Source organism: Neobacillus kokaensis, assembly GCF_014656545.1.
Classification (GTDB): Bacteria; Bacillota; Bacilli; order Bacillales; family Cytobacillaceae; genus Neobacillus; species Neobacillus kokaensis.
Map to the genome: position 1 here is coordinate 41,499 of NZ_BNDS01000008.1, position 23,661 is coordinate 65,159.

Here is a 23,661-nt window from a genome sequence, read left to right on the forward strand (position 1 = left end):
TTATGACCCCCTTGTATGAGTCTCTCGGATTACTTTCTTTTTGAATACAGTTGCAGCAAGTAAAATTAAAAACACTACAAATACTTTTTGTTCATCAATTAAACTATTTATAGAAAAAGCTACAAAACCAGGTATAAGGAAAAAATGATGATGAAAGGCTATTCCTTTTCTTTTCCTAAATAAAAATAAAATAATGCTTAAATATGCTATCCATCCGTATCCATAAATTATTCTTAAATGATCAGAATGAGGCCTTTTTATTGCATTATCTACTATTAATGTATAACCATTTCCAATAAATAAACTTTTTAACATGTTTTTATTCGTTATTATATATTGATAAATAGTTTTTCTAGATTCCGAACTATTTCCAAATATCCGATCTAAGCCGTAGTTAAATACCTTTAGATTGGACATAGTTTCAATATTTAAACCAACTATTAATAATATACAGATTGAAATTAATAAAGAAAAAATCTCCTTTTTCTTTATTTTTATAGAAAAGTTTATACATAACCTTTTTAAGTAAATCCCTACTAACAGAACAAAAACAATAGAAACAGCTAATAAAGCTCCTGAACTCATACATGTAATTAATATTAATAACATTGATATTATTACAAACAATATCTGGATAGAACTTAACTTTTCATTGATCATTAAATAAAAGCCTACAACACCAATTATATATCCTATACTATTTGGATCTACCCATAAATAACTATATCTAAAAAAGTAATCATCAGTTGTTATAAAAAAATTATCTATAAATGGATCTCTAACTGAGAACATTTCCTTAATATCAAAGTAAAGGCCGATATTTAAAATACTTATTAGGGCTAAGATATCGGCAAAAAGGATAAACAATAATAATATTTTTTTTAAAGAAAATGAATTAGATTTTAGATATGTTTTAAGGTAAAAATAATACAAAAATGAGGACAATAGTTGAAATGGCCTTTTTATATTATCGCCCCAAATATTGCTGTATCCATTTAATGTATGGGGTGTAAAAAAATAAGAAACAAATGAGCTTAGCAGAACAAAATAAAATAAAATTATAAATACTTTAAAATCAAAGTCAGTTTTAATTTTTTTTATATTTATTACTGTCCATATAACTACAAATATTAATGAATTTGGCATTACAAAGTATTTAAAATATGGTAAAAATAAAACATCAATAATAACAAAATAGAAGAATACTTTTCCCAAAGTTATTTTACCATGGTTAATTTTTAATTCGGTGCTTTTCATAATTACTCCTACTCAATTGTTGTTCTGATGTGTCTGCTTCAAAAAATTATAAATCTTTTGGCATTGTGTTTCCCAAGATTTATTTTCTAGTACAAATTCTAAACCACTTTCTGCCCTTTTCATTAACTTATCATAAGAAATTTTTAAAGCATTATTTATACTTTGTCCCATTGCTGCGCTGTCAGTGTCATTGATGATGTTAATAAATTTTAGATAATCCTCAGTAAAACCATTAAGTTTTGTTGAAAGTATTGGAGTACCGCTTAACATATATTCTAATATTTTTGAAGGAAAAGTAACTAAGCTTATAGGATCATTAACTGGTCGTGGATTAACCAAAAAATATACTTGCTTTTGTAATAAGAGCATTTCTGAGTTTGTAATATTACCCATATATCTAATATTAGAATTTATATCTGCTTTTTGTTTAACAAAATTTAATAGGGGACCAGTTCCATAAATATGCAGGACAACATTTTTATCACTAACATATCTCATTGCTTCAATTAACATTTTAATTCCGTTATAATCAACAAGTGTACCGGCAAAAAGTAATATCTTTTCTCCTGTACTCTCATAAAGTCGTTCAAACTTATTTAAATTGATACTTTCTAAAGGAAACCCCCCATCAATAATAATATTAGGCTTATTTGGCGCAAATTCTTTTATAGCATTCCTATTTAGTGCAATAATCTTATCAAAAGCCTTAATAGAAATAATGGTAACTTTATCCATAAACAATCTAAATAACCTGTTTATTGGGTTCCGTTTAATTGTATCTATTGGTAAATCTGCTAATATGCTAATAGTTTCACAATTATAAAGTTTTGAAATCAATAATATTGGTACACCAATTGCAGGGAAAGCATTAAAGGTTAATATTTTACATCCTTGGTTATTTTTTACATAAATTCTAGCACTCAAAAAAACCGTTACAATTTGCCATAATTGTTTTATAATGGGTAAATTAACAAAATTTATAGTTTGCGCCTTTATATTTGGTGAAATATTAATTTTCCTCTTCCTTATCCAAAAATTATTTACTTTTGGATAAGGAGCAGTTGGAAATATTGTTATAATATCTAAATTTCCATCAAGTAACTTATATAGTTCTTCTATAACACCTATTTGCATGTTATTTCCTGCAACTGAGGCCCCTAACTGCTTATTACATAAATCTTTATCAATCGCATATCCAATATAAAGAACTTTCATTCTAATCTCCTTAAAAATTTTAATTTTCATAGACACAATGGCTGTATATTAAAAATTTGATCTTATCTCCTTAAAAATATCTATATGTTTATACGCCATATTTTCAATTGTATATGGTCTTATTTTTTCAAGATTGTTTTTGGATATATTTAATAACAATGAATCGTTGGATAACAAGAGATTTATTTTATCAACGAGAATACTAACATTATTTGTAGGAACAATAAAACCATTCTGGCTATCTTCTATCAATTCTAATCCCGCAATACATTTATCCGTGGTAATAACAGGTAAGGCATTAGCAAATGCCTCATTAATTACGAGACCCCATATATCCTCCCTTGTAGGTAAAACCATAAAATCTGATATTTTATAGTACTTTAATAACTCGTTTTGAACTTGAAAATCAATAATCCTAATATTTAAACATTTCTTTTCCTCTACCATCTGTTGATATTGGTTTTTTAATTCCCCACCACCAACAATTATTAGCTCACTTTTGTTATGGTAATTAATTTTTCCCCATGCATTAATTAAAACATCGATACCTTTTCTATAAATAAATTGGCTCACAGTGAGAACAACCTTTTCTGCTGATACTCCTAGCTCTTTTTTTAGTCTTTGCTTTTCATTTATAGATATGGGCGATTCAACAATGTTATCCATAATGATAGATGAAAATGGATACTTAAATATTCGATTTTCATCAGCACCATAATATTTTAAATATTCACTCGTCTCTTTTCCCGTACTTAACCAAAAGGTTGCACTAGAAATAAAATACTTTTTAATTGCCCTTTTTAATTTGTTTTCAGTTGGATTTATAAATCCTCCATCTGCATTTAATAAAAATGACTTCTTTTTAACTTTAAGATAGTTAATTGCTAACATTGAAGTTGGTGTGGAATATCCACCAATAACAATAATATCGTAAGTTTTTTTAAGATATTTTAAAATTTCGAAACTTAATGCCCCATCCGATTGTAATTCTTTACTCTTTAAAAAAATTGCTTTATAGTTTTGACACTTTTTTTCAAACCATTGTTCATTTCTACCCTGAGCATTATTTCTTTCAAATAAGACAGTTAAATCACATAGTTTTCCAAGTTCATTAAAGAAATCTACTCTGTAGGGTGAAGGTATATTAGTTAAATACAAAACTTTCATCTAATATCTCCTTTATTGAATCAGCCCATGCTTGTTCATCGTCAAGAGGGCAATATATTACTTTGCTAGAATATTCACCAATAACTTCTTTATATAAGTTTAAATCCCCCGCTATTATTGGTAATCCAAACTGTTGGACTTCAAGGAGAGGTAATCCAAAGGTTTCCACTTTACTCGGAAAAACAAGTAAATCAATCTTTTTATATAAGCCCAGTACTTGTTGATAATTTAAAACTCCTGTAAGAATTATGTTCTCTTCCAAATTATACCTGCTAATCATGGTATTAATACGATAGTCATTTTTATTTATTGTTAGATAAAGTAAAACATCCCTTTTACCAAGTATATTTACAATTATGTTCATTGCTTTAATTAATACTTCATGATTTTTATATAAATCCGATGATGCTGGATAAAATAACGATTTAAAGCCTTCTCTAAAGAAAATTTGATCGTTATTATCTGGGAGAACTTTGGGTATATCTGGTCTCTCTATTACAAACTTTTCTTTACTAATATTAAATTTATTCATTATTTGGTTTCTAAACCATTTAGTTTGAACTATTATTTTATCGGCATTTTTAACACTCTTTTTGATGAGATAAATATATATATATTTATAAAACCATAATTTCCTCTCATCTTTTCTACAAAAACTCCATTTGTAAGGAAAAAAAGGAATTGATTGATGAATATAAACACTTTTAAAAATATTATCCTTTTTAAATCCAAATGGGAAATAGTTTTGCATTGAAAACATCTCATCTGGTTTTATTTTGTTATTTATTGACCATCTTTTCATTCCCAAGGAGTTCCAATAATGTTTATTTTTATAATATTCATTTTCAGAATTTTTTATATATATTATATTACTATTTTTATTTACTTTTATTACGTTATCTGGAATAAAAAAATAGTATAATTCATTACTATTTTTTTTACTATTTACTTGGTTTATATAATTATTAAGTATTGTTAGTCCCCCACCAGTCGAAAGGGAGGTAGCATTGACGAATATTATTTTTTTCATTTCATACCTTCCAATTTTTTAATTCATTATCTAAACCCTATACAGTAATAAAAAAACCTAAATATTTTTTTATTAAAAGATGCAATTTTATTAACAATATAAAGAAGTAATACTATTATGATCAAGACAAACGATGCCTTAATAATTGGATTATACCAATTTAATATTTGATCAAATATTGTATTAGAGAGACCCGCTAATGGCATATGCAATAAATAAATTGAAAACGACTGTTTTCCTATAAATTTTAATAATTTGTTTGATAATGTATAGTGTGCCAGAATTAGTACTAAAGATCCCCCTGATATCTCAAGTGGAATAGAAAGAGATGTCCAATAATATGCTTTATTAGATAGTACTGAAAGTATTAAACACAACATAAAGATACAGAATATAAAAATAATATATTTTTTCGCCAAGAAGAATAAATGGTAAATACTCCAATTCTTCCTGATTATTACTCCAAAAGTAAAAAATCCAATCCAGTTAAGAGGATTCACATACGGAGAAATAAATGTTATTTTGTTATAGGCGGTTAAATAGATTGAAAATATAGTGATTATAATTGATATAATCAGTATAAAATTATTCTTGCTCCTAAAGAATAGAAAATAACAGATTATTAACATCGTTAAATAATACAAATACGAGTTTACGCCTAAAAGATAAAGTAAAAATTTATAACCTCCAATTGATTCAACTTCCGAACCCCAAAATTGAGTTAAAAGATATAATGCAAATCCGCTTATTAACCATGGTAAAATAATTGACTTTTTTTTAGATAAAAAGACTTTAAATGAATCATTGCTCTTTCCAAATAAATAACCTGATAATATAAAGAACTGAACTACACCGAGTGTACCTAGATTAGCAAAAAATAAATTTAAATTATTTATTGTGCTTGATACATGAGCAATAATTACACTAATAATAGCAAAAGCTTTAATAATGTATATTAATTGTCTTTCATCGTACTTTATTTTTAGATTATAACCTGTCAACTAAATCATTCTCCTTATCCTATTTCCGCCAAACTACTCGATTTACGTAATCTGTATAGGATAGAATTATTCTTAATACTTTATCAGAAACATTTGGCATACTATAATCTTCTACAAGTCTTAAATTACCTTGTTCTTGTGTTTCTAATATCTCCACTCCCTGTAGTATCCTTTCTTTCTTTAAACCGACCATCATTACTGACGCCTCTTCCATTGCTTCTGGTCTTTCGTGAGCTTGTCTAATATTAAGTGCTCTAAACCCTAGAATAGAAGATTCTTCGCTTATTGTCCCGCTATCACTAAGAACTGTTTTTGCCTTGATTTGCAGTTTTACATAATCATTAAAGCCTAAAGGTTTTAATGTTTTTACCAATGGATTGAATTCAATACCTCTTCCCTCAATCACTTTTCTTGTTCTCGGATGCGCACTAACAATAATCGGTATATTATACTTCTCTGCAATCGAATTTAAGCTATCAACCAAATCCATAAAATTGGTTTCTGAATTAACGTTTTCTTCCCTATGCGCAGATACTACAAAATATTTACCTTCCTCAAGTCCTAATCTTTCTAATACATCTGAATTATCAATATCGTCTTTTCTTGAATTGAGAACCTCAAACATTGGACTTCCTGTTTTAATAATCCTATCTGATGGGAATCCCTCTCTTAGAAGATATTCTCTTGCAATATCACTATAAGTCAAATTAATATCCGCAGTATGATCGACAATTTTTCTATTTGTTTCCTCCGGTACCCGTTGATCAAAGCATCTATTTCCCGCTTCCATGTGGAATATCGGAATGTGTCTTCTTTTTGCTGCTATAGCACATAGACAGCTATTAGTATCACCAAGTACTAAAATCGCATCAGGCTTCACTTCTTCCATAATAGGATCTATTTTAACGAGAATATTTCCTATTGTTTCTACTGCTGTACCTGTAGCAGCATTTAAGAAGTAATCTGGCTTCTTTAAATTAAAATCCTTGAAAAATACTTCATTTAATTCATAATCATAATTTTGGCCTGTGTGCACCAGGATATGTTCAATTGCTTTAGATTCTTCTAATTTATTAATAACAGCTGACAATCTTATAATTTCGGGTCTAGTACCAACGACAGTCATGACTTTTAACTTCTTCATTAACTTATACCTCCAAAAAATAGGTGTCGGGCTTTTCGGGGTCAAAACATTCATTAGCCCACATTACCGTTACAAGATCACTTTCTCCTACATTAACAATGGAGTGTGTATATCCAGTAGGGATGTCTACAACCTGTAACTTTTCTCCGCTAACCCTATACTCGATGATTTCATAAGAATCTATTTTTCTAAACCGAATTAGTCCTTCACCACTTACAACTAAGAACTTTTCATTTTTAGTATGGTGCCAATGCTTCCCTTTGGTAATACCGGGTTTTGATACATTTATAGAAACCTGTCCTCTTTCAGGTGTTCGCATAAATTCTGTAAAAGATCCTCTATGATCACAATTCATTTTTAGATCATAAGAAAACTGATCTTCCGGCAGAAAACTTAAATAGGTACTGTATAATTTTTTTGTTAAGGCATCTTCCATATTTGGAATGCTTAAATCTAATCTGCTTTCTTTGAAGCTTCTTATTAAATTTGCTAAATCACCAAGTTTAATCTGATGAGTTACTGGTACAAAGCAATAGTTTTCCCTGAGAGTAGGGTCCCCCCCTAGAGCTCTTAAGAATTCATCTAAAACATCATCAATATAACAAAAAGTAAGTTCTGCATCAGGATTGTTTACCTGAATGTCTAAGCCTCTTGCAATATTATGACAATAAGTAGCAACTACTGTATTATAATTGGGCTTACTCCACTTACCAAACAAGTTTGGCAATCTATAGACATAAACTTTTACATCATTATCACTGGAGTAACTAAATAATAAATCTTCTCCAGCCTTTTTACTTTTTCCATAAGGATTATCCTTTTCTGCCTGAATAGAGGAAGTAATAAGCACTGGGGCATTATTACTATGTTTTTTTAGTAACTCTAACAATTGGGAAGTAAAGCCAAAATTACCTTCCAAGAATTCATTTTCATCCTTTGGTCGATTAACCCCAGCCAGATGAAAAACAAAATCGCACTCTTTTGTATACTTTTCTAGTAAAGTAGAATCACTTTCTCTAGTAATTTCCAATATATCGTTATATCCCCTATTTTTGAGTTCTGCCACAAGGTTTTTCCCTAAAAAACCTTTAGAGCCAGTAACAAGAATTTTCATTTTTAGTTCCACCCTTAGTTCATAACAGAAGTCTTTTTATTCCATTCCTTCAATTCATTCTGTACATATTCTAATTTCAATAATTTTTCTTTAATTTGTTCTACAGTGAGGATTTGTGTATTATCCGAATTATATTCTTCTACAGTAGTAAGCTTTTTATTCCCTTCATCGAAATACTTATCATAGTTAAGATCCCTTTGATCGGCAGGAACTCTGTAGAATCCACCTAAATCCTCTGCTGCCACATACTCCTCTTTCGTAAGCAATGTTTCATAGCGCTTTTCCCCATGTCGTGTTCCGATGATTTTAATATCATTATCAACATTAAACAATTCCTTTACTGCTTGAGCAAGATCACCAATTGTACTTGCCGGTGACTTTTGGACCATAATGTCTCCTGTTTCTGCATTTTGGAAGGCAAATACAACTAGCTCAACTGCTTCCTCTAAGCTCATCAGGAATCTTGTCATATTTGGATCTGTAACTGTTAAAGGCTGACCACCTTTAATTTGTTCAATAAATAATGGAATTACTGAACCACGTGAAGCCATTACATTACCATACCTTGTTCCGCAGATAAGCGTTCTGTCTGGAGATACTGTTTTTGATTTTGCAACAAAAACCTTTTCCATCATTGCCTTTGAGATTCCCATTGCATTAATAGGGTAAGCAGCTTTATCAGTTGAAAGACAGATAACTTTTTTTACTCCATACTCTATTGCGGCAGTTAAAACATTATCTGTTCCAATAATATTGGTTTTTACAGCTTCTAAAGGAAAGAATTCACATGATGGTACTTGTTTTAAGGCTGCTGCATGAAAAATATAATCTACTCCGTGCATTGCATTTTTAACACTTGCTAAATCCCTAACATCACCTATATAAAACTTTAATTTTTCATTTTTATAAAGCTTTCTCATATCATCTTGTTTTTTCTCATCCCTTGAAAATATTCGAACTTCCTTTATGTCAGTATCCAAGAATCTTTTCATTACTGCATTACCAAAGGATCCTGTTCCACCGGTTATTAATAAGGTCTTATTATTGAACATTTCGTTTTTCCCCCAAGTTTGGATTTAATCCAAAATAATTATCCATTCTATTTAATAAGTCAACTTTATTAAAGTTTTTATCGTAATATAGGCGTGCATTTAGTCCTAATTTATTTAATTCCTGTTTCGATTTAAGTAATAATTCTATTATTATTTCACAAAGTTTTTCGTCATCTCCAGCCTGGCTGCTTACACCCGCATTAGATTCCTTGATTATTCTGCTTGTTTCCCCACCTGCAGAAGCAATTATCGGGACACCACATGCCAAATAGGATTGTAGCTTTGCAGGAATTGTCATTTCAAATAATGGACTTTCTGTTAAACAAAGGAAAGCCGCATCGCTGGCTGCCATAAACTCTGGTATTCTATCAGCAGGCTGCTTTGGAATAAAATTAAACATCTCAGAAACGTTAGCTATATTAACTTGATTAATTAGTGTTTCCTTATACCTTCCATCCCCAACAATATTAAAACGAATTTTCTTATTTAGGTTACTCTTTTTAAGAAGGGAAGCAGCTTTCGGCAAAATATCCAAACCTTGAGCATTACCAATATTCCCCGCAAAAATTATATTAAAAGCATCATCACTTGGAATTTCTGGAATAATAGTTTTCTCAATTGGTCTATAAAAGTCTTCTGCGTATTGTGGCCAATTCTCTATCTTTTCTGATGTAACACCACGTTTTTTAATCGATTCCACAAAACTAGTTGATGTTGTAAATATTTTTGTACACCGGGCATAGATATAATCTACCATTTTACCAATAGCACCAATAATAGTCTTATTAGTAATCCCGGTAATGATTTCTACATTTTCAGGCCAAAGATCTTGAACATATAAATAACATGGTATCTCCCTCTTTTTAGCATACCAAACACCAGGCAAAGCTTGAGTCATGGGAGATACTTCAAAAATAAACACATAATCGGCTTTTATTCGCGTAAAAAGTTGCCACAAGAAACCCGTGATTACAAATGACAAATAATTTAAAGCTAGCATTATTGAACTGTTACCTCTAGGTATAAGAGGAATTCGAATAATCTCAATGCCGTTATATAATTCTTTTCTTTTCTTTAACAATCCGTACCCGTCGTAATACTTTCCTTGAGGATAATTAGGAATTCCCGTTAAAACTGTTACTTTATAACCCCTCTTGACCCACTCAGTACAAATATCATTTATACGAAATTGTTCAGGGTAGAAGTACTGTGAAATGACTAATATATGCTTTTTCAACCCTTCACCCACTTTTTCTATTTTTCTGTTACCGTAATAGATTCTTTTAAATTTCTTACTCTATAATTCTGTTTATACACTGATAAACTCTGATCATAGACTAAATTTCCAAATACCTTATTTATAATTCCAACCTTTAATCCTAATAGTTTTAACAAAGGATTAAAGATTTTCGTCAACTTTATCTCCCTACCATGGGTATTTGCAATTAGCCTAACCATCTCGGAGGTTTTAACATATTCATTGTTTTGTGGGAAGAATAATCCACTTTCTTCATTTTCAATCATAAGCCTTATAAATTCGCACAAATTATCAATATGAAGCATACTTCGTTGATTATCTATGTCCGGGAATATTGGCAACTTCTGTGCCGCCTTTGCTAATTTAGGATAATTCCCTTTAGAACCTTTACCATAAATCATCGGCGGCCTAAGAATTGCAATTTTAAAATGCTCACTTGCTAATGGCTTAATTCCTTTTTCTGCTTGAAGCTTACTATTACCATAGAAATTACTTGGCTCTGGGATAGTATCCTTTTTAATAATTCTTTCTGCGCTACTACTTTCACCATAAACAATAATGCTGCTCAAAAAGATAAACTGTCTAACTCCATCTTGTTTTGCTTTTGCAGCTAAATCTATTGTTAAGTCCCTGTTGACCCTATAATATTCATTTTCCATATTGGGATCTGTGGATACGTGAGCAATTCCTGCTACATGTAATATGACATCGTAGTTAGAAAGGTCCATTTTCTTCCACTCGTCATTACGGCAGGTGATAAACTCCATTTGATATTTGTTAGCAGTCCATGCAGCAAATGCATTTCCTACATAACTATTTTTAGCGGTAATAAGTACTCTCTTCATTATTTACCTTTTCACCTATCTTCTTTGTTAGCTGTTGCGGCTGTTGATTCAGAAGCTTTCATTCTTTCAAGTGCTCCGGTACCGCCCTCAACAACACCATCGTGCTTCAGAATGCTAACTATAGTACCGAAAAAACACTTTACATCGAAAGCAAAACTCAAGTTTTTCACATAATCTCCATCAAGGCTTGCCTTAATATCGATAGGTAATTCATCGCGTCCATTTATCTGAGCCCATCCTGTTAAACCTGGGTATACATTATTTGCTTTATACTTATCCCTTTCTTCGATTAAATCAAACTGGTTCCAGAGACAAGGACGTGGACCTATTATGCTCATTTCTCCTTTAAGAATATTCAAGATTTGTGGTAATTCATCTAAGCTAGTCTTCCTCATAAATTTACCGACACTTGTAATATAAGTTTCCGGATCTTTCAATAAGTGTGTTGGCATATCTTTAGGAGTGTCTATTTTCATTGTTCTAAACTTAAAAATATAAAACTCTGATTTATCTTTCCCAATCCTACGCTGCTTAAATAATATTGGGCCCTTTGAATCAAGCTTAATACATATTATTAATAGAAGGAAAACCGGAGAAAGCACTACAATACCTATAAAGGCAAGAATAAAATCTAATATTCTTTTTATATATTTTCTATATATCACTCTAATACCCACCCCGATCAGAAGAGGCTAAACATCCACTTAACCTCTCATGTACTACTTGCTTCAACAAAAGCTAAAGTGCTTTCGAATTTATTGTTAGCCACCGCAATCAAAGTATCATGCATATCCTGTTCTGACATCTCAAGCAAACTACCAATCAATTTACACAACACATCAGCATGAATAACCTTCGCTTTACCAATATGAATCTTCTCAAAAACCTGCTTCGAATGTACCTCATTCTCATTTAGAAGCTCTTCATACATCTTCTCCCCAGGACGCAGCCCGGTAAAATGTATCCCGATTTCTTCTATATTATATCCCGATAGTTTAATAAGATTTTTTGCAAGATCGACAATCTTAACTGGCTCACCCATATCAAGCACGAACACCTCACCGCCACGTGCTAACGACCCAGCCTGAATCACAAGTCTTGAGGCTTCAGGAATCGTCATGAAATACCTCGTCATTTCCGGATGAGTAACTGTAACCGGCCCACCCGCTTGAATCTGCTTCTTAAACAATGGAATAACACTACCACGGCTCCCAAGTACATTCCCAAACCGAACCGCCACAAACTTTGTCTTGCTGGTAGTTGCTAGAGTTTGAATAACCATCTCCGCAAATCGCTTTGTCGCTCCCATTACATTCGGTGGATTTACCGCTTTATCCGAAGAAATCATTACAAAGGTATTAGCACCGAAGGTGTCCGCCGCCTCGGCAACATTCTTCGTACCAAAGATATTATTTTTCACCGCTTCACGAGGGTTATATTCCATTAACGGCACATGCTTATGTGCTGCCGCATGATAAACTACATACGGACGGTGTTCTTCCATAATTTCAAAGATTCGTTCCCGGTCTTGAATATCCCCAATCATAGGGACAACTTCAATCTGCCCTTGATATTTATTGCGCAGTTCCATATCAATCTGATAAATACTGTTCTCCCCATGCCCAACCAACACGATTTTACTAGGGTAAAACTTGCAGATTTGCCGGCATATTTCCGAACCAATCGAACCGCCTGCACCAGTAACTAATATTGTTTTATCACTAACCTTTTCAGAAATACTGCCGATATCTAATACGACAGGTTCTCTTCCCAGAAGATCCTCCACCTGGACATCGCGGAATTGATTAACAGAAACTTTCCCGGTCATAATGTCTTCAATTCTAGGAATGATTTGCGTTTTTGCTTTTGTTTTTGCACATTCATCAAAGATACGGTTTAGCTCTTCCTTTTTTAAGGAAGGGATGGCAATGATGATATTTTCGATATTGAACTTTTCAACCGCTTCAACAATTTTTCCCGAACCGCCGACTACTGGGAGACCAAGAAAATCTAATTTCAACTTCTTTGGGTTATCATCTATAAACGCTATCGGCTTTAAATCAACGTCATGGTTATGTAGCAATTGCCGTGCTACCATCGTTCCCCCGGCACCTGCCCCAATAATCAGCGTCCTCTTGGTGTCCTTCTGTTTAGTCATGACGTTATCGCGGAACATCCGCCACGAAAACCGCGAGCCTCCAATGAACAGCACATGCAGCATCCATGTAATCGCAAGTGCCCGGACATAAATATTACCGAAGCCCAGCTCTTGCATAATTCCTGTCACAATAATCGTAAACGTCACCGCTTTGACGATAGCCAGCAACTCACCGATGCTCGCATATTGCCATGCCTTGTTATATAACTTATACATCGATGCAAATACATGATGGCTGATAAGCAACGTAATCGACGTAGCCAGCAGCATTTTATTTTCAAAAATCGAAAGCTTTGGAACCAAAATAAAATAGCTTATGTAAACCGCTGTTAGTACAATAGCTGAATCCAGTATTGCCAGCGCAGCCAATCGCTTTCCATATGTCACCAGACATTCCCCCATTTTTTCTCTAATCTAATACGCCTTTCCCCAATCAAAAAAGGCGGTGTTAGCGAAGCTTTGACACAATAAATGGACAAACTCAATCATATAATCCAAACGAATCGAGCTAATCTTTGTAATTGTGCAGCTCCGCCCTTTTTCACAGCAAAAAAATAAATACCTAATGAAATTGCAAGTGGCAATACACTTAACCTTTCATTAAGTATTTATTATTGGTTTGTGTATGTTTTTTATTGGGCATCTAACCCATCCTCACACCATGCTCTTGACGACGCAGCGTCTAAGGTCTATCTCTATCCTCCAAAAGACCCACAGCACGGCCGAGTGCTCCCATGTATAACGGACAGGAAGCTTCGCCGTTCAGGCTTTATTGCCTGATAAGATGTTATATTTTGGTTATATCTCTCTAATTTCCTAATTTTATACCCGAAAAAGCGGCCCATATAACATCTGCTAAAAAATCTTAAAAAACTTCTTCTTTTTAATTCGTTCTGGTATTTCTTTATAGACATGAAGTCCATCCACAATAAGCGCTGCATTTTCTAGCAGCAAATACACCATTTCACTCCCGTACTTTGCTTCGATTACATCGTAGGCATCACGCAGTTTAAAGCCGCGGTTTGTGGTGTTATGGGCATCCGAAGCAACCAAATGCGTTAAATTCGCTTCGATTAACTTCAATGTAAACTGCCTTATTTTTTTTCCAAAATCGCCTGTGATGCTGGCAGCGGTGACTTGGGATATTGCGCCTTTTTTCACAAACTGATAGAGGATGTCCGGACGTTCGATGATTTCTTGGTTCCGCTCCGGATGCACGATGATGGGAATCAAGCCATTTACCTGCAGGTCGTAAAACAACCTTTCTGCGTATCTCGGCACATGAGAAGAGGAGAATTCCACCAATACATATTGGCTGCCATTGATCGGCAGGATTTCTTCCTTTGCAAAGCCCTCTACCATTTCACCATGAATCCGGACTTCCTGCCCAGGAACAATCTTTACATCTATTTTTTCTGCTTTTAGTAGTTGGTTTAACCCATCAACTTTATTTAAGATCACTTGTTTCGGATTTTCATATTGGTTGTTTAAGTGATGAGGTGTCGCAACAATTGTGTCGATTCCTTGTTCGACAGCCTGTTTCGCCATGCGAAGGCTGTCCGACAAATCCTGCGCACCATCATCTAAACCTGGCAATATGTGACAATGTACATCAATCATTAACGACAACTCTTTCCGATTAATTATGACAATTTCGTGACGATTTCATCGTAACACCGTCTATAGTCCTAGTAAAGAGGCGTAATTTGTCGAATCTTGTCACTTGCTACCATAATAGTAGTAATAATCGCCCTTTTTAGCCTCCTTGGCATTTAATACCACTCCAAGCAATTTGCTTTGGGCAGTTTCCAGCAATTCTTTCCCCTTCTTTGCCAACTCAATTTCCGTCTTCTCACTGAAGACAACGAGAATGGTCCCGTCACATTTATTCGCAAGAATTTGCGGGTCGGCTACTGCTAATAATGGCGGCGTATCAAATAAAATGTAATCGAATAGGTCTTTCGCCTCATCCATAAATTGATCCATTGATTTCGAGCTTAATAGTTCCGCAGGATTTGGCGGAATCGGACCGCTTGGTAAAATAAACAGATTCTGCTCATCGGATTCGACAACTGCTTTTACAAGCGGCCGCTGTCTTGTTAAAACGGAGGTAAAGCCGAATAAATTCTCTGTTGCAAACGTGTGATGAACTGTCGGCTTGCGCAGGTCGGCATCGACAAGCAGCACTTTCTTGCCTAGCTGAGCAAATGTCACCGCTAAGTTTGCCACCGTTGTTGATTTCCCTTCTGCTGGGCCTGATGAGGTCACCATGATGGTTCTGATTTCATTATCAATCGAAGAAAATTGGATATTGGTTCGAACCGTACGATATTGTTCCGCAATCGGCGACTTTGGCGCAATCGCAGTAATTAATTTACGTCGTGCATCTTTACTTACTAGTTTTTTCTTTTTTCTAAGAGCCAAGGGTCTCACCTCTCACTGTTGTATTTCTAGCATCACTGCGCCGTTTCAATTCCTCTAGCTTTTGGTCCTCAATCGTCGCAATCACACCTAAGATTGGCAGACCAAGTTCCTTTTCGATATCTTGCTCGTTTTTAATCGTGTTATCAAAGTACTCGAGTAAGAAGGCAATTCCGACACCCGCCATTAAGCCAACTACCATCGCAATGGCGATATTTAATAATGGCTGCGGTTTGATTGGGGATGGATTGTCTGCCACTACTGCCTTCGATAAAATTTTGACGTTATCGACGTGCATAATATCCACGATTTCTTTTTGGAATACTTCAGCTGTTTTGTTGGCAATGAGCGCCGCTGTTTGTGGATTTGGATCTTGTACTGAAAGATTCACCAATTGGGATCCGTTTTCGCTGGCAACAGTAATTTTTGAGTTTAATTGCCCAGCCGTCATGTTTAGATCTAGTTCTTTAGCGACAATGTCTAAAATGGCTGGACTCTTGATGATCCCGTTATAGGTGTTGATTAACGCTAGGTTGGTTTGCACTTCACCTGAGTTATATAAGGCTTGTTCACTTTTTGTTTGGTTTACGAGAATAAGTGTTGAAGCTTGGTAAATCGGGGTTAACACAAAGAAACTGACGACTCCGCTGATGATTGCAGCAAGTAATGTAATAGAAACGATTAACATCAACCGTTTTTTCAACGTTTCAAACAACTCTTTTAAACTTATAGTCTCTTCCATTTTGGGTTTAGCCCTCCTACGTATTCAATACAAAAGCATACGATATTATACCATGAATTTGTCACTTTTTTAGTTAATTTGTCATATTTTACTCTACTGTATTAATTAAACAACTTTTTGTCATAAATTAGAAGGATAATTTACATTTTGGCAGGAATTTCTTATAAAATAGGAAAAATTACATAGACGTTGTCGAATTCAGGGGAAATTGGAAATGTTTATCTGCTATAATAGACTTGGATTTTAATATGGGGGTATATATAAATGAAGAAAATTCTTACGCTGTTACTAGGCATCGCCTTTCTGACCGTCCTGTATCTTGGGCAGCAGCATTGGAATGAGCAGCGGCAGGCTGCGGCGAAGGGTGACAAAGCTGTGGTGAATGGGACCAATGCGGATGCTGGTTCAGAGAAGACTGCTGCTACGGCTCAGTCGGAAGAGCCGGCTAAGAGTGTGGACGCTGAGAAGCTGCTGGCTTTAACGGAGAACTGGCCTAAGGATGCAGTTGAGCGGTTTAAGGTAACACTGGAGGAAAAAAAGCCGTTTAAGGTACTGTTTGTGGGGTCTCCGGCTATCGGATCAGAGTCTGATGGACCTTTCGCCGATGTGAAGGCTCGGTTGGTTGGGGCATTTGGTGAGGAGCATATGGAAGTTAGTGTCTATACCTATGAATCTACTACCACACAATTTTTGAAAGACGCTAAAGAAGACGAAATCGCTAAGGAAGCTGCTGATTTGATTGTGTTTGAGCCATTCATCTTAACAAACAATGAATTTGGCACAACAGATAAAACCTTAACGGATGTAACGAAAATTCTGGATGCAGTGAAAAAGGCGGTGCCTGACACCAGCTTTCTCATTCAACCTTCCTATCCGCTTTACAAGGCAAAGCATTACCCTCGTCAAGTAGCCGATCTGAAGGAGTATGCTGAAGAGCAGCAGGTTGCTTACCTTGATCATTGGACATCCTGGCCTGATGGTAACTCAGAAGAAATTAAGGCATATTTGACATCGGATCTAAGTGCTCCAAATAGTAAAGGAAACAAGCTTTGGAGTGACTATTTGGCTGGATTTTTGATTAGTGAGGGTGAAAGCGAATCTGAGTGATTCGCTTTTTTTGTGTTGTTTATGAAGGCGCCTTAGGCGGTGGGTTGTACGCTCTACTTACTCTCCGGAGCATCAGTTTGCCTTTCAGAGGGTAAGTAGAACCTTTTTACTTGCTCCCTAAATTTAATTTTCCTATTTAGACGGCAGCTAGAACTGCTCTACTTGCTCTCTAAATCTGATTTTCCTGTTTAGACAGCAGCTAGAACTGCTCTACTTGCTCTCTAAATCTGATTTTCCCGTTTAGACGGCAGATAGAACTACTCTACTTGCTCTCTAAATCTAATTTTCCTGTTTAGACAGAAGCTAGAACTGCTCTACTTGCTCTCTAAATCTGATTTTCCTGTTTAAACAGCAGCTAGAACTGCTCTACTTGCTCTTTGGAGCACCGCTTTAAGGACCGTAAAGACTCAGGTTATGTTATTTTTATCATTAAAAAACAGCTTAAATCTTAATATCAATCTTTCCATTTTTCTTTAGCTCTTCCACCCGCTGAGCGAGTTTTTCCTGTTGCTTTTGCTGTTTAAGGGATGTTTCGATTTGCGGTTTTACTTCTTCCATTTTTGGGACCTCTTGTCCAGCGCTCTTTGCTTGTTCCGCATATTGATCATATGTTTTTTGAATTTCTTCATCGGTTATTTTACCAATCGCTACTTCTTTCTCGACGTATTGTGCAAATTTAATATCGTCCGCTATTTGGGCTTCAAGTGTTTTCATATCCATGCCGGATTTTTTAAGAGCAGCCTCAAATTCCTTTTCTGTTTTAAATTGTTTTTTCGTTTCATCCAGCCGCTTTTTAATATCTGCCTCCGTAGCTTTGTAGCCTTTTTTATCTGCCTCTTGAAGAAGAAGGGCTTGTCCGACTAAGCTGTCAATTGTTTGATTTTTCACTTGCGCTGCAGCTTCTGTAGAAGTTGGATCTTGTCCCACTTGCTGCATTTGTCCTTGTGTATAGGCTAAGGCATTGTTATAGTCGCTTCCTAAAATTTCTTTATCATTCACGATGGCAACAATTTTCTTTTCATCTACTTGCTGCGCTTCTAATTTCTTTTGCATATCTTCCATTTGCTTTTGCTGTTCCTTCTGCTGCTCGGTTTCCGCTGTTTTTGCTTTATTATCATTTTTAGCTTCTTTGCTTTCTTCATTTCCTCCGCATGCTGCTAAAACCACGGACATTAGACCGGTTATTACGATAAACATTATTTTTTTCATAATCGCTCTCCTTCAGCTAGAAGTGTAATTTTTCCAAAAAAAATCATCTATTGCGCATTATAAAGTAAATCTTACGAAAAAAGAACCTTACGTGATCAATCTTAAGATTTGTAACAGGATTGAAATGCTTTATCATACAGGAAAACCGTTAGCGTTATGTTTTTCTTACGTTTCATCGTGCACATCTACTTCTTCTTTCCTTTTTGCCTTTCTTTTAACCTTGTATTGTTCAAAATCCCACTTTGATAAAAATTCTTTGGCAGAAGTATAGCCTGACTTATAAAGAAAATCAATCTCATCGTCATTCAATTCAAAATCAGTTGCGTTGATGTCTCCAGTCGGAATTTGAATCGTACGTCCAATCGTTTCTTCATTCATATGCCGTAAATCATGGGCTTGAAGCATTGTTTTAAAAATATTTTTGAACAGGTGGAGCGGCGTTGGTATAACTGGATCTATGTCAACTTTATCCTTCACAAAACGGAACCCAAACGTTGGGAATCGAGGGTTTTCCGCATCAAATAACCATATTGGGAAGTTACTAAGCAAACCGCCATCTAAAATGTAGGATTTGTTAAGGCCTTTTGATTTCCAAATAACCGGACGGTAGAAAAATGGCAGTGAGGCACTCATCATAACGGCAGTTGAAATGTTTAAATCAGCAGGTGTCATCCTATAGCGATTCAAATCATCCGGAAAGATAAGCATTTGGCCATTCGAAACATCAGAAGCAATAATTTTCAACTTTCCATCTGGAAGATCGGCAAATGTCTTAATGCCTTTTTTGGCAAGAAGGGAATCCACCCATGTTTCCAAATAATCGTTTTTATATATACCTAGATGAATCATAAGTTCTAAGAGCATGCCGAAAATGGGAATTCGATTGATGAACGTCCTGCCTCGAAGCTTTGAAAAATCGAGTTCCCTCAGACACTCTCTAATTTCATAGCTTTTGTAGCCGCTTGCCAAAAGAGCTGCAATTACCGCTCCCGCTGATGTTCCAGCCAGCCTTACCCACTCTACATTTTCCTCTTCCATTGCTTGAATCGCTCCAACAAAAGCAATTCCCCTAGCTCCACCACCTTCAAAAACAGCATCTGCCTTCAAGTATTTACCACCTCACGATAAGAGTTATGGTATTGCGTAGTCATAAGATAGTTAATAATATCGGTAATTTTCTGACTCTTATAGTCTATGTAAAATAAATCGTGATGTAAATCCGACGATGTATTTATTTTCCATATTATTCATGCACGGGTTACAATTCCCTACAATTTCTCCAAGGTGTAGAAATTGTCACTTCCCCATTTAACCCCAATATTATCGCTGCAAATATACTTAATTCGACACGTTTACCAAATGTTAATAATATCCGAATCGATTCTTAATAATTGTTTCCTATAATTTAAGGAGATTTGTAGTGTAAAGTTGTACATAATTTTTAAAGAATGGGAAGTGTGGAAAATGAAGAAGAAAAGAATCTTATCAATTGCTGCTCCATTTGTATTAGCGACAACTCTATTTGGACATGCTGCAAGTGCAGCGCCGAATGATAACTGGTTAAACAGCAGCAAAATGGAGTTAAGTGCTCACCGTGGCGCTCAAGTGGCAGCGCCTGAAAACACATTAGAGGCGATCACTCAGGCTGGAATATTAGGATATGGCTTTGTTGAAATTGATGTTCAACAAACGAAGGACGGTCATTATATCTTAATGCACGATAAAACAATCGATCGCACCACTACTGGCACTGGGAATGTTAAAGATTTGACATTAAAAGATATTCAAAGCTTTAAGATAGAAGACAAAGCAGGAAATGTAACAGAATATAAAGTACCAACATTGGAAGAAGTACTTGACGAAGCTCATAAATACAATATTGGTATCAATTTTGATGGTTCAAAAGGTAATTGGGATGACAAGGAATTCGTAGACGGTCTTATGGAAGAAGCTGAAGAAGCTCAAGTATTACATCATTCATTTTTTGTCTTAAGTAATGATGACATTAGAGATCAATTTAACGAATGGTACCCAGAAGCAACTGTAACATTCCTTGGAAATGCATTAACCAATCTAGAAAGCGATATCGAAGAGTTACAGCAATATGAAAATGCCATTTACACAACATCGATTAAAAATGTTGATGAAGAAACGGCTAAAGAAATAAGAAAAGCGGGCCTAAAATTACATGTATACTCCGTTAACACAGCTGAAACCTATGAAAAGGCGAAAAGAATTCATCCACGTTTGATTGAAACAGATGTCATTGTACCTTAATTCATTGATGGAATAATTGTAAATTATAAAGATGCCCAAATATAAAATCTCCTGACACTCCCCCCATCCATAAATGGATGGGGTTTCACCTTTAAATAAACCAGGTTCTTCCAATCTCTAGAATGAATCTAGCAAATGAACATCACTTCGGTCTAAAAGGCCTCAACAGCCGAAATCGTTCTAATGGCCCCTGCTAGCCTCTAGGTAATTTTCCTTACAAAATTTCACATTATTTTTACATCACCCCTCTATAAAATTAATATTCTATTGTTATTTTTAAAAAGTAATCTATTCAAATAAATGAAATGATGGGAGATGTTCAGATTGAGAAGAAAATGGTTACCTGCTCTTGGTGCTCTTGCTTTAGGAATCGGTGTTTTGTCTGGCGGAGGGAATGCCTTTGCGACAGAAAAACATAAGGATATTTTAAATGTTTCACACCGTGGTGCTTCAGGTCATGCTCCGGAACACACTCTCATATCCTATGACATGGGAGAAAAAATGCACGGGGACTATATTGAAATTGACCTGCAAATGACAAAGGATGGACAATTAATCGCCATGCACGATGAGAAAGTTGATCGGACGACAGATGGGACAGGCTTTGTTAAGGATTACACATTAGCAGAAATCAAGCAATTAGACGCAGGAAGCTGGTTTAACGAAAAATACCCACAATACGCTGATCCAGATTATGCAGGGTTAAAAGTACCAACGCTTGAAGAGGTCTTCAAAAAATTCGGCAAAAACAACGAATATTATATTGAAACAAAGTCGCCGGAAATCTATCCAGGTATGGAAAAGGAACTTTTACGCCTCATCGATAAGTATGATATCGATAAAGAGACACTTCTTGTTCAATCTTTTAGCCCACAAAGCTTAGAAATTATGCATAAACTTGATCCATCTGTTAAGCTAGTTCAATTACTATCTTATAAAACAAAAGCGGTAATAACAGATGAAGAAATTGCAGCCATTAAAGAGTATGCCATGGGAGTAGGTCCTAACCACACCTATTTAAACGAAGAATACGTACAAAAGGTCGTTAACAACGGGCTTGAAATCCATCCATATACAGTAAATGATAAAGAAAGAATGAAGCAGTTAATTGACTGGGGTGTGACAGGAATGTTCACCAACTTCCCAGACTTGCTTCATGAAGTGAAGAAAGGTAGATAAGTTCTTTAGTATAATCGAATGGGAGAGGAGTAATTTTCTCCCCTTTGTTGTTTGTTCAGCAAGCCAAGAAAAAAATGTTTCTTGGCTTTTTTATTACTTCTAAGCAGTTATTCAGCCCCATACAATTAAATGAACTAAATCCACTTTTCATTTCTTCTTTTACTAAATTCAAAGGAGTCTTTTCAAATGACAAATCCATTTCAAGTACTTGTGCATGATTCTGCAAACGGCGAGCATCCGATTGAACAATTTTTGAATACTATTGATATTCCCCTTGTCCAATACAAGAAAGAAGATGAAACATTAAAACTTGAAGACTTCCATTTATTACTTACTTACGTAAAAGATGTGAACGATGTGATGAATGTAAGTTCTGTTTTTAACAGATTTGTAGAGATGAATCGAGGAGTGATGATCCTTAATGTTACAAAAGAGGTAAGTGATACACTTTTACACTACTTTGGATTTAGTCCGGGCGGCGAATGTAAAGCCTATTTCCTATTAAAAAAGGTAGATGGTACTTTCATCACTGAAACATTTTCAGAAACTAGTGTTACCGGAGATAGTAAAGGAGCAATGGATAATGATAAGGCGATCTTTAAAACAGAGGATGAAATGGCTGCAAAAGTCTTCGTAGAGAGTGCGCTTGAGGTTATTCTAAGACAAATGACTCCAATTTTAATGCAGGTCAATCAAGCAAATGAAACAGACGATTCGATAAAGGGTTTCGTTAAAAAATTTACTTTTAATCGCCACTTTAAGTCCAGCGCTGCCGTTGACTATTATGATAAAAAAAATACATTCATCAATGAATTTGAAATTAAAGTTACCGTTGCCCTTAACAATCCAAAAGAAGGCGAACAGTATCAATTTATCATAGTAGAAGCCGATGGTTTTTTAAATCCTGGAACTCCTTTTAAGGATTATATATTAAGCAGGGGCTGGATGATGTATAAATCCCAGCTTTCTCTTAAACTGACCGATTCTAATCATAATCCGATTGATCATCAATTAGTGCTGGTCGCTTCTGCGCCTGATAACGAAAATAAAGAGCATGAGACAGAGGATACCATTGGTTTCGAAATATCGTCCGATGGAGCAAAGGCCTCCTATCAGAAAACGATAAAAAATACGATTAAAGATTGGGAAGTTCGCGCAACAAAAATGACCTCTCATTACACCGAGTGGAACTTTGGCTGCCAGTGGCCGATTAATGGAATTGACGGATGGGTTCTTGGCCCCTTTCATTGGCCATTATCACTTGTATGCGAATTCCCACAGTTGTGTAAGAATACCTTTAAGCCACAGGTTGTTGCTGTTTGGCGTACCAAATCGATTATGAAGGAAAAAGTTATCTTACACGTTGGAAATGAAACCAATTATATGTGGCCCTATATATTTGTAAGTGCACCTAACATGGATTTAAAGACGGTTTATGGAGGAGAAAGAATCGAAATCGATCTTTCCAAGGTGTTGGAATGAGTT

21 protein-coding genes are annotated in these 23,661 nt (G+C 34.9%); 4 read left to right on the forward strand and 17 right to left on the reverse strand.

Translation table 11 applies throughout. The features are described from left to right. The 15 genes from IE222_RS11050 to IE222_RS11120 form a co-directional block, all read right to left on the reverse strand. A complete protein-coding gene (locus IE222_RS11050) occupies nt 1-1,257 on the reverse strand; it encodes a hypothetical protein (protein WP_191272720.1) in 1,257 nt (418 codons plus the stop codon). A gap of 12 nt (nt 1,258-1,269) precedes the next feature. Continuing rightward, nucleotides 1,270-2,472 carry a glycosyltransferase gene (locus IE222_RS11055; protein WP_191272722.1) on the reverse strand — a complete coding sequence of 401 codons (1,203 nt, stop codon included), beginning with the start codon at nt 2,470-2,472 and terminating at the stop codon, nt 1,270-1,272. 48 nt (nt 2,473-2,520) lie between these two features. Next, a complete protein-coding gene (locus tag IE222_RS11060; RefSeq protein ID WP_191272724.1) occupies nt 2,521-3,639 on the reverse strand; it encodes a glycosyltransferase family 4 protein in 1,119 nt (372 codons plus the stop codon). Then, a complete protein-coding gene (locus IE222_RS11065; protein ID WP_191272726.1) occupies nt 3,617-4,669 on the reverse strand; it encodes a glycosyltransferase in 1,053 nt (350 codons plus the stop codon). Before IE222_RS11065 ends, IE222_RS11060 begins: the two co-directional genes overlap by 23 nt. Nucleotides 4,670-4,695: 26 nt before the next feature. Then, on the reverse strand, nt 4,696-5,670 hold the full coding sequence (locus tag IE222_RS11070; RefSeq protein WP_191272727.1) for an acyltransferase family protein: 975 nt from the start codon (nt 5,668-5,670) through the stop codon (nt 4,696-4,698). A 19-nt stretch (nt 5,671-5,689) separates the two neighbouring features. Next, nucleotides 5,690-6,814, reverse strand: coding sequence for a non-hydrolyzing UDP-N-acetylglucosamine 2-epimerase (gene wecB, locus IE222_RS11075; protein WP_191272729.1), 1,125 nt, complete (start codon nt 6,812-6,814; stop codon nt 5,690-5,692). Nucleotides 6,815-6,818: 4 nt separating this feature from the next. Further along, nucleotides 6,819-7,928: a capsular polysaccharide biosynthesis protein CapF gene (locus IE222_RS11080; RefSeq protein WP_191272731.1), complete on the reverse strand. Its 1,110-nt coding sequence runs from the start codon at nt 7,926-7,928 to the stop codon at nt 6,819-6,821. A 14-nt stretch (nt 7,929-7,942) separates the two neighbouring features. Further along, a complete protein-coding gene (locus tag IE222_RS11085; RefSeq protein WP_191272733.1) occupies nt 7,943-8,980 on the reverse strand; it encodes a nucleoside-diphosphate sugar epimerase/dehydratase in 1,038 nt (345 codons plus the stop codon). Next, nucleotides 8,970-10,217, reverse strand: a complete 1,248-nt coding sequence (locus IE222_RS11090; RefSeq protein ID WP_191272735.1) for a glycosyltransferase family 4 protein — start codon at nt 10,215-10,217, stop codon at nt 8,970-8,972. The genes IE222_RS11085 and IE222_RS11090 overlap by 11 nt, the downstream gene beginning before the upstream one ends. A gap of 17 nt (nt 10,218-10,234) precedes the next feature. Next, a complete protein-coding gene (locus tag IE222_RS11095) occupies nt 10,235-11,083 on the reverse strand; it encodes an NAD-dependent epimerase/dehydratase family protein (RefSeq protein WP_191272737.1) in 849 nt (282 codons plus the stop codon). A gap of 11 nt (nt 11,084-11,094) precedes the next feature. Next, the gene (locus tag IE222_RS11100; RefSeq protein WP_191272739.1) at nt 11,095-11,748 is read right to left on the reverse strand and encodes a sugar transferase; all 654 of its coding nucleotides are present in this window, start codon (nt 11,746-11,748) and stop codon (nt 11,095-11,097) included. 47 nt (nt 11,749-11,795) lie between these two features. Next, on the reverse strand, nt 11,796-13,628 hold the full coding sequence (locus IE222_RS11105) for a polysaccharide biosynthesis protein (RefSeq protein WP_191272741.1): 1,833 nt from the start codon (nt 13,626-13,628) through the stop codon (nt 11,796-11,798). A gap of 468 nt (nt 13,629-14,096) precedes the next feature. Further along, nucleotides 14,097-14,861 carry a tyrosine-protein phosphatase gene (locus tag IE222_RS11110; protein ID WP_191272742.1) on the reverse strand — a complete coding sequence of 255 codons (765 nt, stop codon included), beginning with the start codon at nt 14,859-14,861 and terminating at the stop codon, nt 14,097-14,099. Nucleotides 14,862-14,960: 99 nt separating this feature from the next. Beyond that, a complete protein-coding gene (locus tag IE222_RS11115) occupies nt 14,961-15,665 on the reverse strand; it encodes a CpsD/CapB family tyrosine-protein kinase (RefSeq protein WP_191272743.1) in 705 nt (234 codons plus the stop codon). Beyond that, nucleotides 15,655-16,404, reverse strand: coding sequence for a YveK family protein (locus tag IE222_RS11120; protein WP_191272744.1), 750 nt, complete (start codon nt 16,402-16,404; stop codon nt 15,655-15,657). The genes IE222_RS11115 and IE222_RS11120 overlap by 11 nt, the downstream gene beginning before the upstream one ends. 264 nt (nt 16,405-16,668) lie before the next feature. Here IE222_RS11120 and IE222_RS11125 point away from each other — a divergent pair, with 264 nt between their 5' ends. Beyond that, a complete protein-coding gene (locus tag IE222_RS11125; protein WP_191272745.1) occupies nt 16,669-17,511 on the forward strand; it encodes an SGNH/GDSL hydrolase family protein in 843 nt (280 codons plus the stop codon). Nucleotides 17,512-17,952: 441 nt separating this feature from the next. Here IE222_RS11125 and IE222_RS11130 read toward each other — a convergent pair whose 3' ends face one another. Then, nucleotides 17,953-18,720: a SurA N-terminal domain-containing protein gene (locus IE222_RS11130; protein WP_191272747.1), complete on the reverse strand. Its 768-nt coding sequence runs from the start codon at nt 18,718-18,720 to the stop codon at nt 17,953-17,955. 165 nt (nt 18,721-18,885) lie between these two features. Further along, complete coding sequence (locus tag IE222_RS11135) at nt 18,886-19,827, reverse strand: patatin-like phospholipase family protein (protein WP_191272748.1); 942 nt, start codon at nt 19,825-19,827, stop codon at nt 18,886-18,888. A gap of 357 nt (nt 19,828-20,184) precedes the next feature. On the opposite strand from IE222_RS11135, the gene IE222_RS11140 reads away from it, so the two are divergent. From IE222_RS11140 to IE222_RS11150, 3 genes are all read left to right on the forward strand, one after another. Then, nucleotides 20,185-20,997 (forward strand): glycerophosphodiester phosphodiesterase, encoded by an 813-nt coding sequence (locus tag IE222_RS11140; protein ID WP_191272750.1) that lies wholly within the window; start codon nt 20,185-20,187, stop codon nt 20,995-20,997. 324 nt (nt 20,998-21,321) lie between these two features. Next, nucleotides 21,322-22,176, forward strand: a complete 855-nt coding sequence (locus IE222_RS11145; protein ID WP_223282653.1) for a glycerophosphodiester phosphodiesterase — start codon at nt 21,322-21,324, stop codon at nt 22,174-22,176. 186 nt (nt 22,177-22,362) lie between these two features. Further along, complete coding sequence (locus IE222_RS11150; protein ID WP_191272754.1) at nt 22,363-23,658, forward strand: hypothetical protein; 1,296 nt, start codon at nt 22,363-22,365, stop codon at nt 23,656-23,658. Nucleotides 23,659-23,661: the final 3 nt, after the last annotated feature.

What these genes read in the sequence shown, in the direction of transcription:
- IE222_RS11125 (WP_191272745.1), top strand. Translation starts at nt 16,669, where the DNA reads ATGAAGAAAATTCTTACGCTGTTACTAGGCATCGCCTTTCTGACCGTC.
- IE222_RS11065 (WP_191272726.1), bottom strand. Translation starts at nt 4,669, where the DNA reads ATGAAAAAAATAATATTCGTCAATGCTACCTCCCTTTCGACTGGTGGG.
- IE222_RS11095 (WP_191272737.1), bottom strand. Translation starts at nt 11,083, where the DNA reads ATGAAGAGAGTACTTATTACCGCTAAAAATAGTTATGTAGGAAATGCA.
- IE222_RS11130 (WP_191272747.1), bottom strand. Translation starts at nt 18,720, where the DNA reads ATGAAAAAAATAATGTTTATCGTAATAACCGGTCTAATGTCCGTGGTT.
- wecB (WP_191272729.1), bottom strand. Translation starts at nt 6,814, where the DNA reads ATGAAGAAGTTAAAAGTCATGACTGTCGTTGGTACTAGACCCGAAATT.
- IE222_RS11085 (WP_191272733.1), bottom strand. Translation starts at nt 8,980, where the DNA reads ATGTTCAATAATAAGACCTTATTAATAACCGGTGGAACAGGATCCTTT.
- IE222_RS11140 (WP_191272750.1), top strand. Translation starts at nt 20,185, where the DNA reads ATGAAGAAGAAAAGAATCTTATCAATTGCTGCTCCATTTGTATTAGCG.
- IE222_RS11080 (WP_191272731.1), bottom strand. Translation starts at nt 7,928, where the DNA reads ATGAAAATTCTTGTTACTGGCTCTAAAGGTTTTTTAGGGAAAAACCTT.
- IE222_RS11110 (WP_191272742.1), bottom strand. Translation starts at nt 14,861, where the DNA reads ATGATTGATGTACATTGTCACATATTGCCAGGTTTAGATGATGGTGCG.
- IE222_RS11120 (WP_191272744.1), bottom strand. Translation starts at nt 16,404, where the DNA reads ATGGAAGAGACTATAAGTTTAAAAGAGTTGTTTGAAACGTTGAAAAAA.
- IE222_RS11055 (WP_191272722.1), bottom strand. Translation starts at nt 2,472, where the DNA reads ATGAAAGTTCTTTATATTGGATATGCGATTGATAAAGATTTATGTAAT.
- IE222_RS11060 (WP_191272724.1), bottom strand. Translation starts at nt 3,639, where the DNA reads ATGAAAGTTTTGTATTTAACTAATATACCTTCACCCTACAGAGTAGAT.
- IE222_RS11150 (WP_191272754.1), top strand. Translation starts at nt 22,363, where the DNA reads ATGACAAATCCATTTCAAGTACTTGTGCATGATTCTGCAAACGGCGAG.
- IE222_RS11050 (WP_191272720.1), bottom strand. Translation starts at nt 1,257, where the DNA reads ATGAAAAGCACCGAATTAAAAATTAACCATGGTAAAATAACTTTGGGA.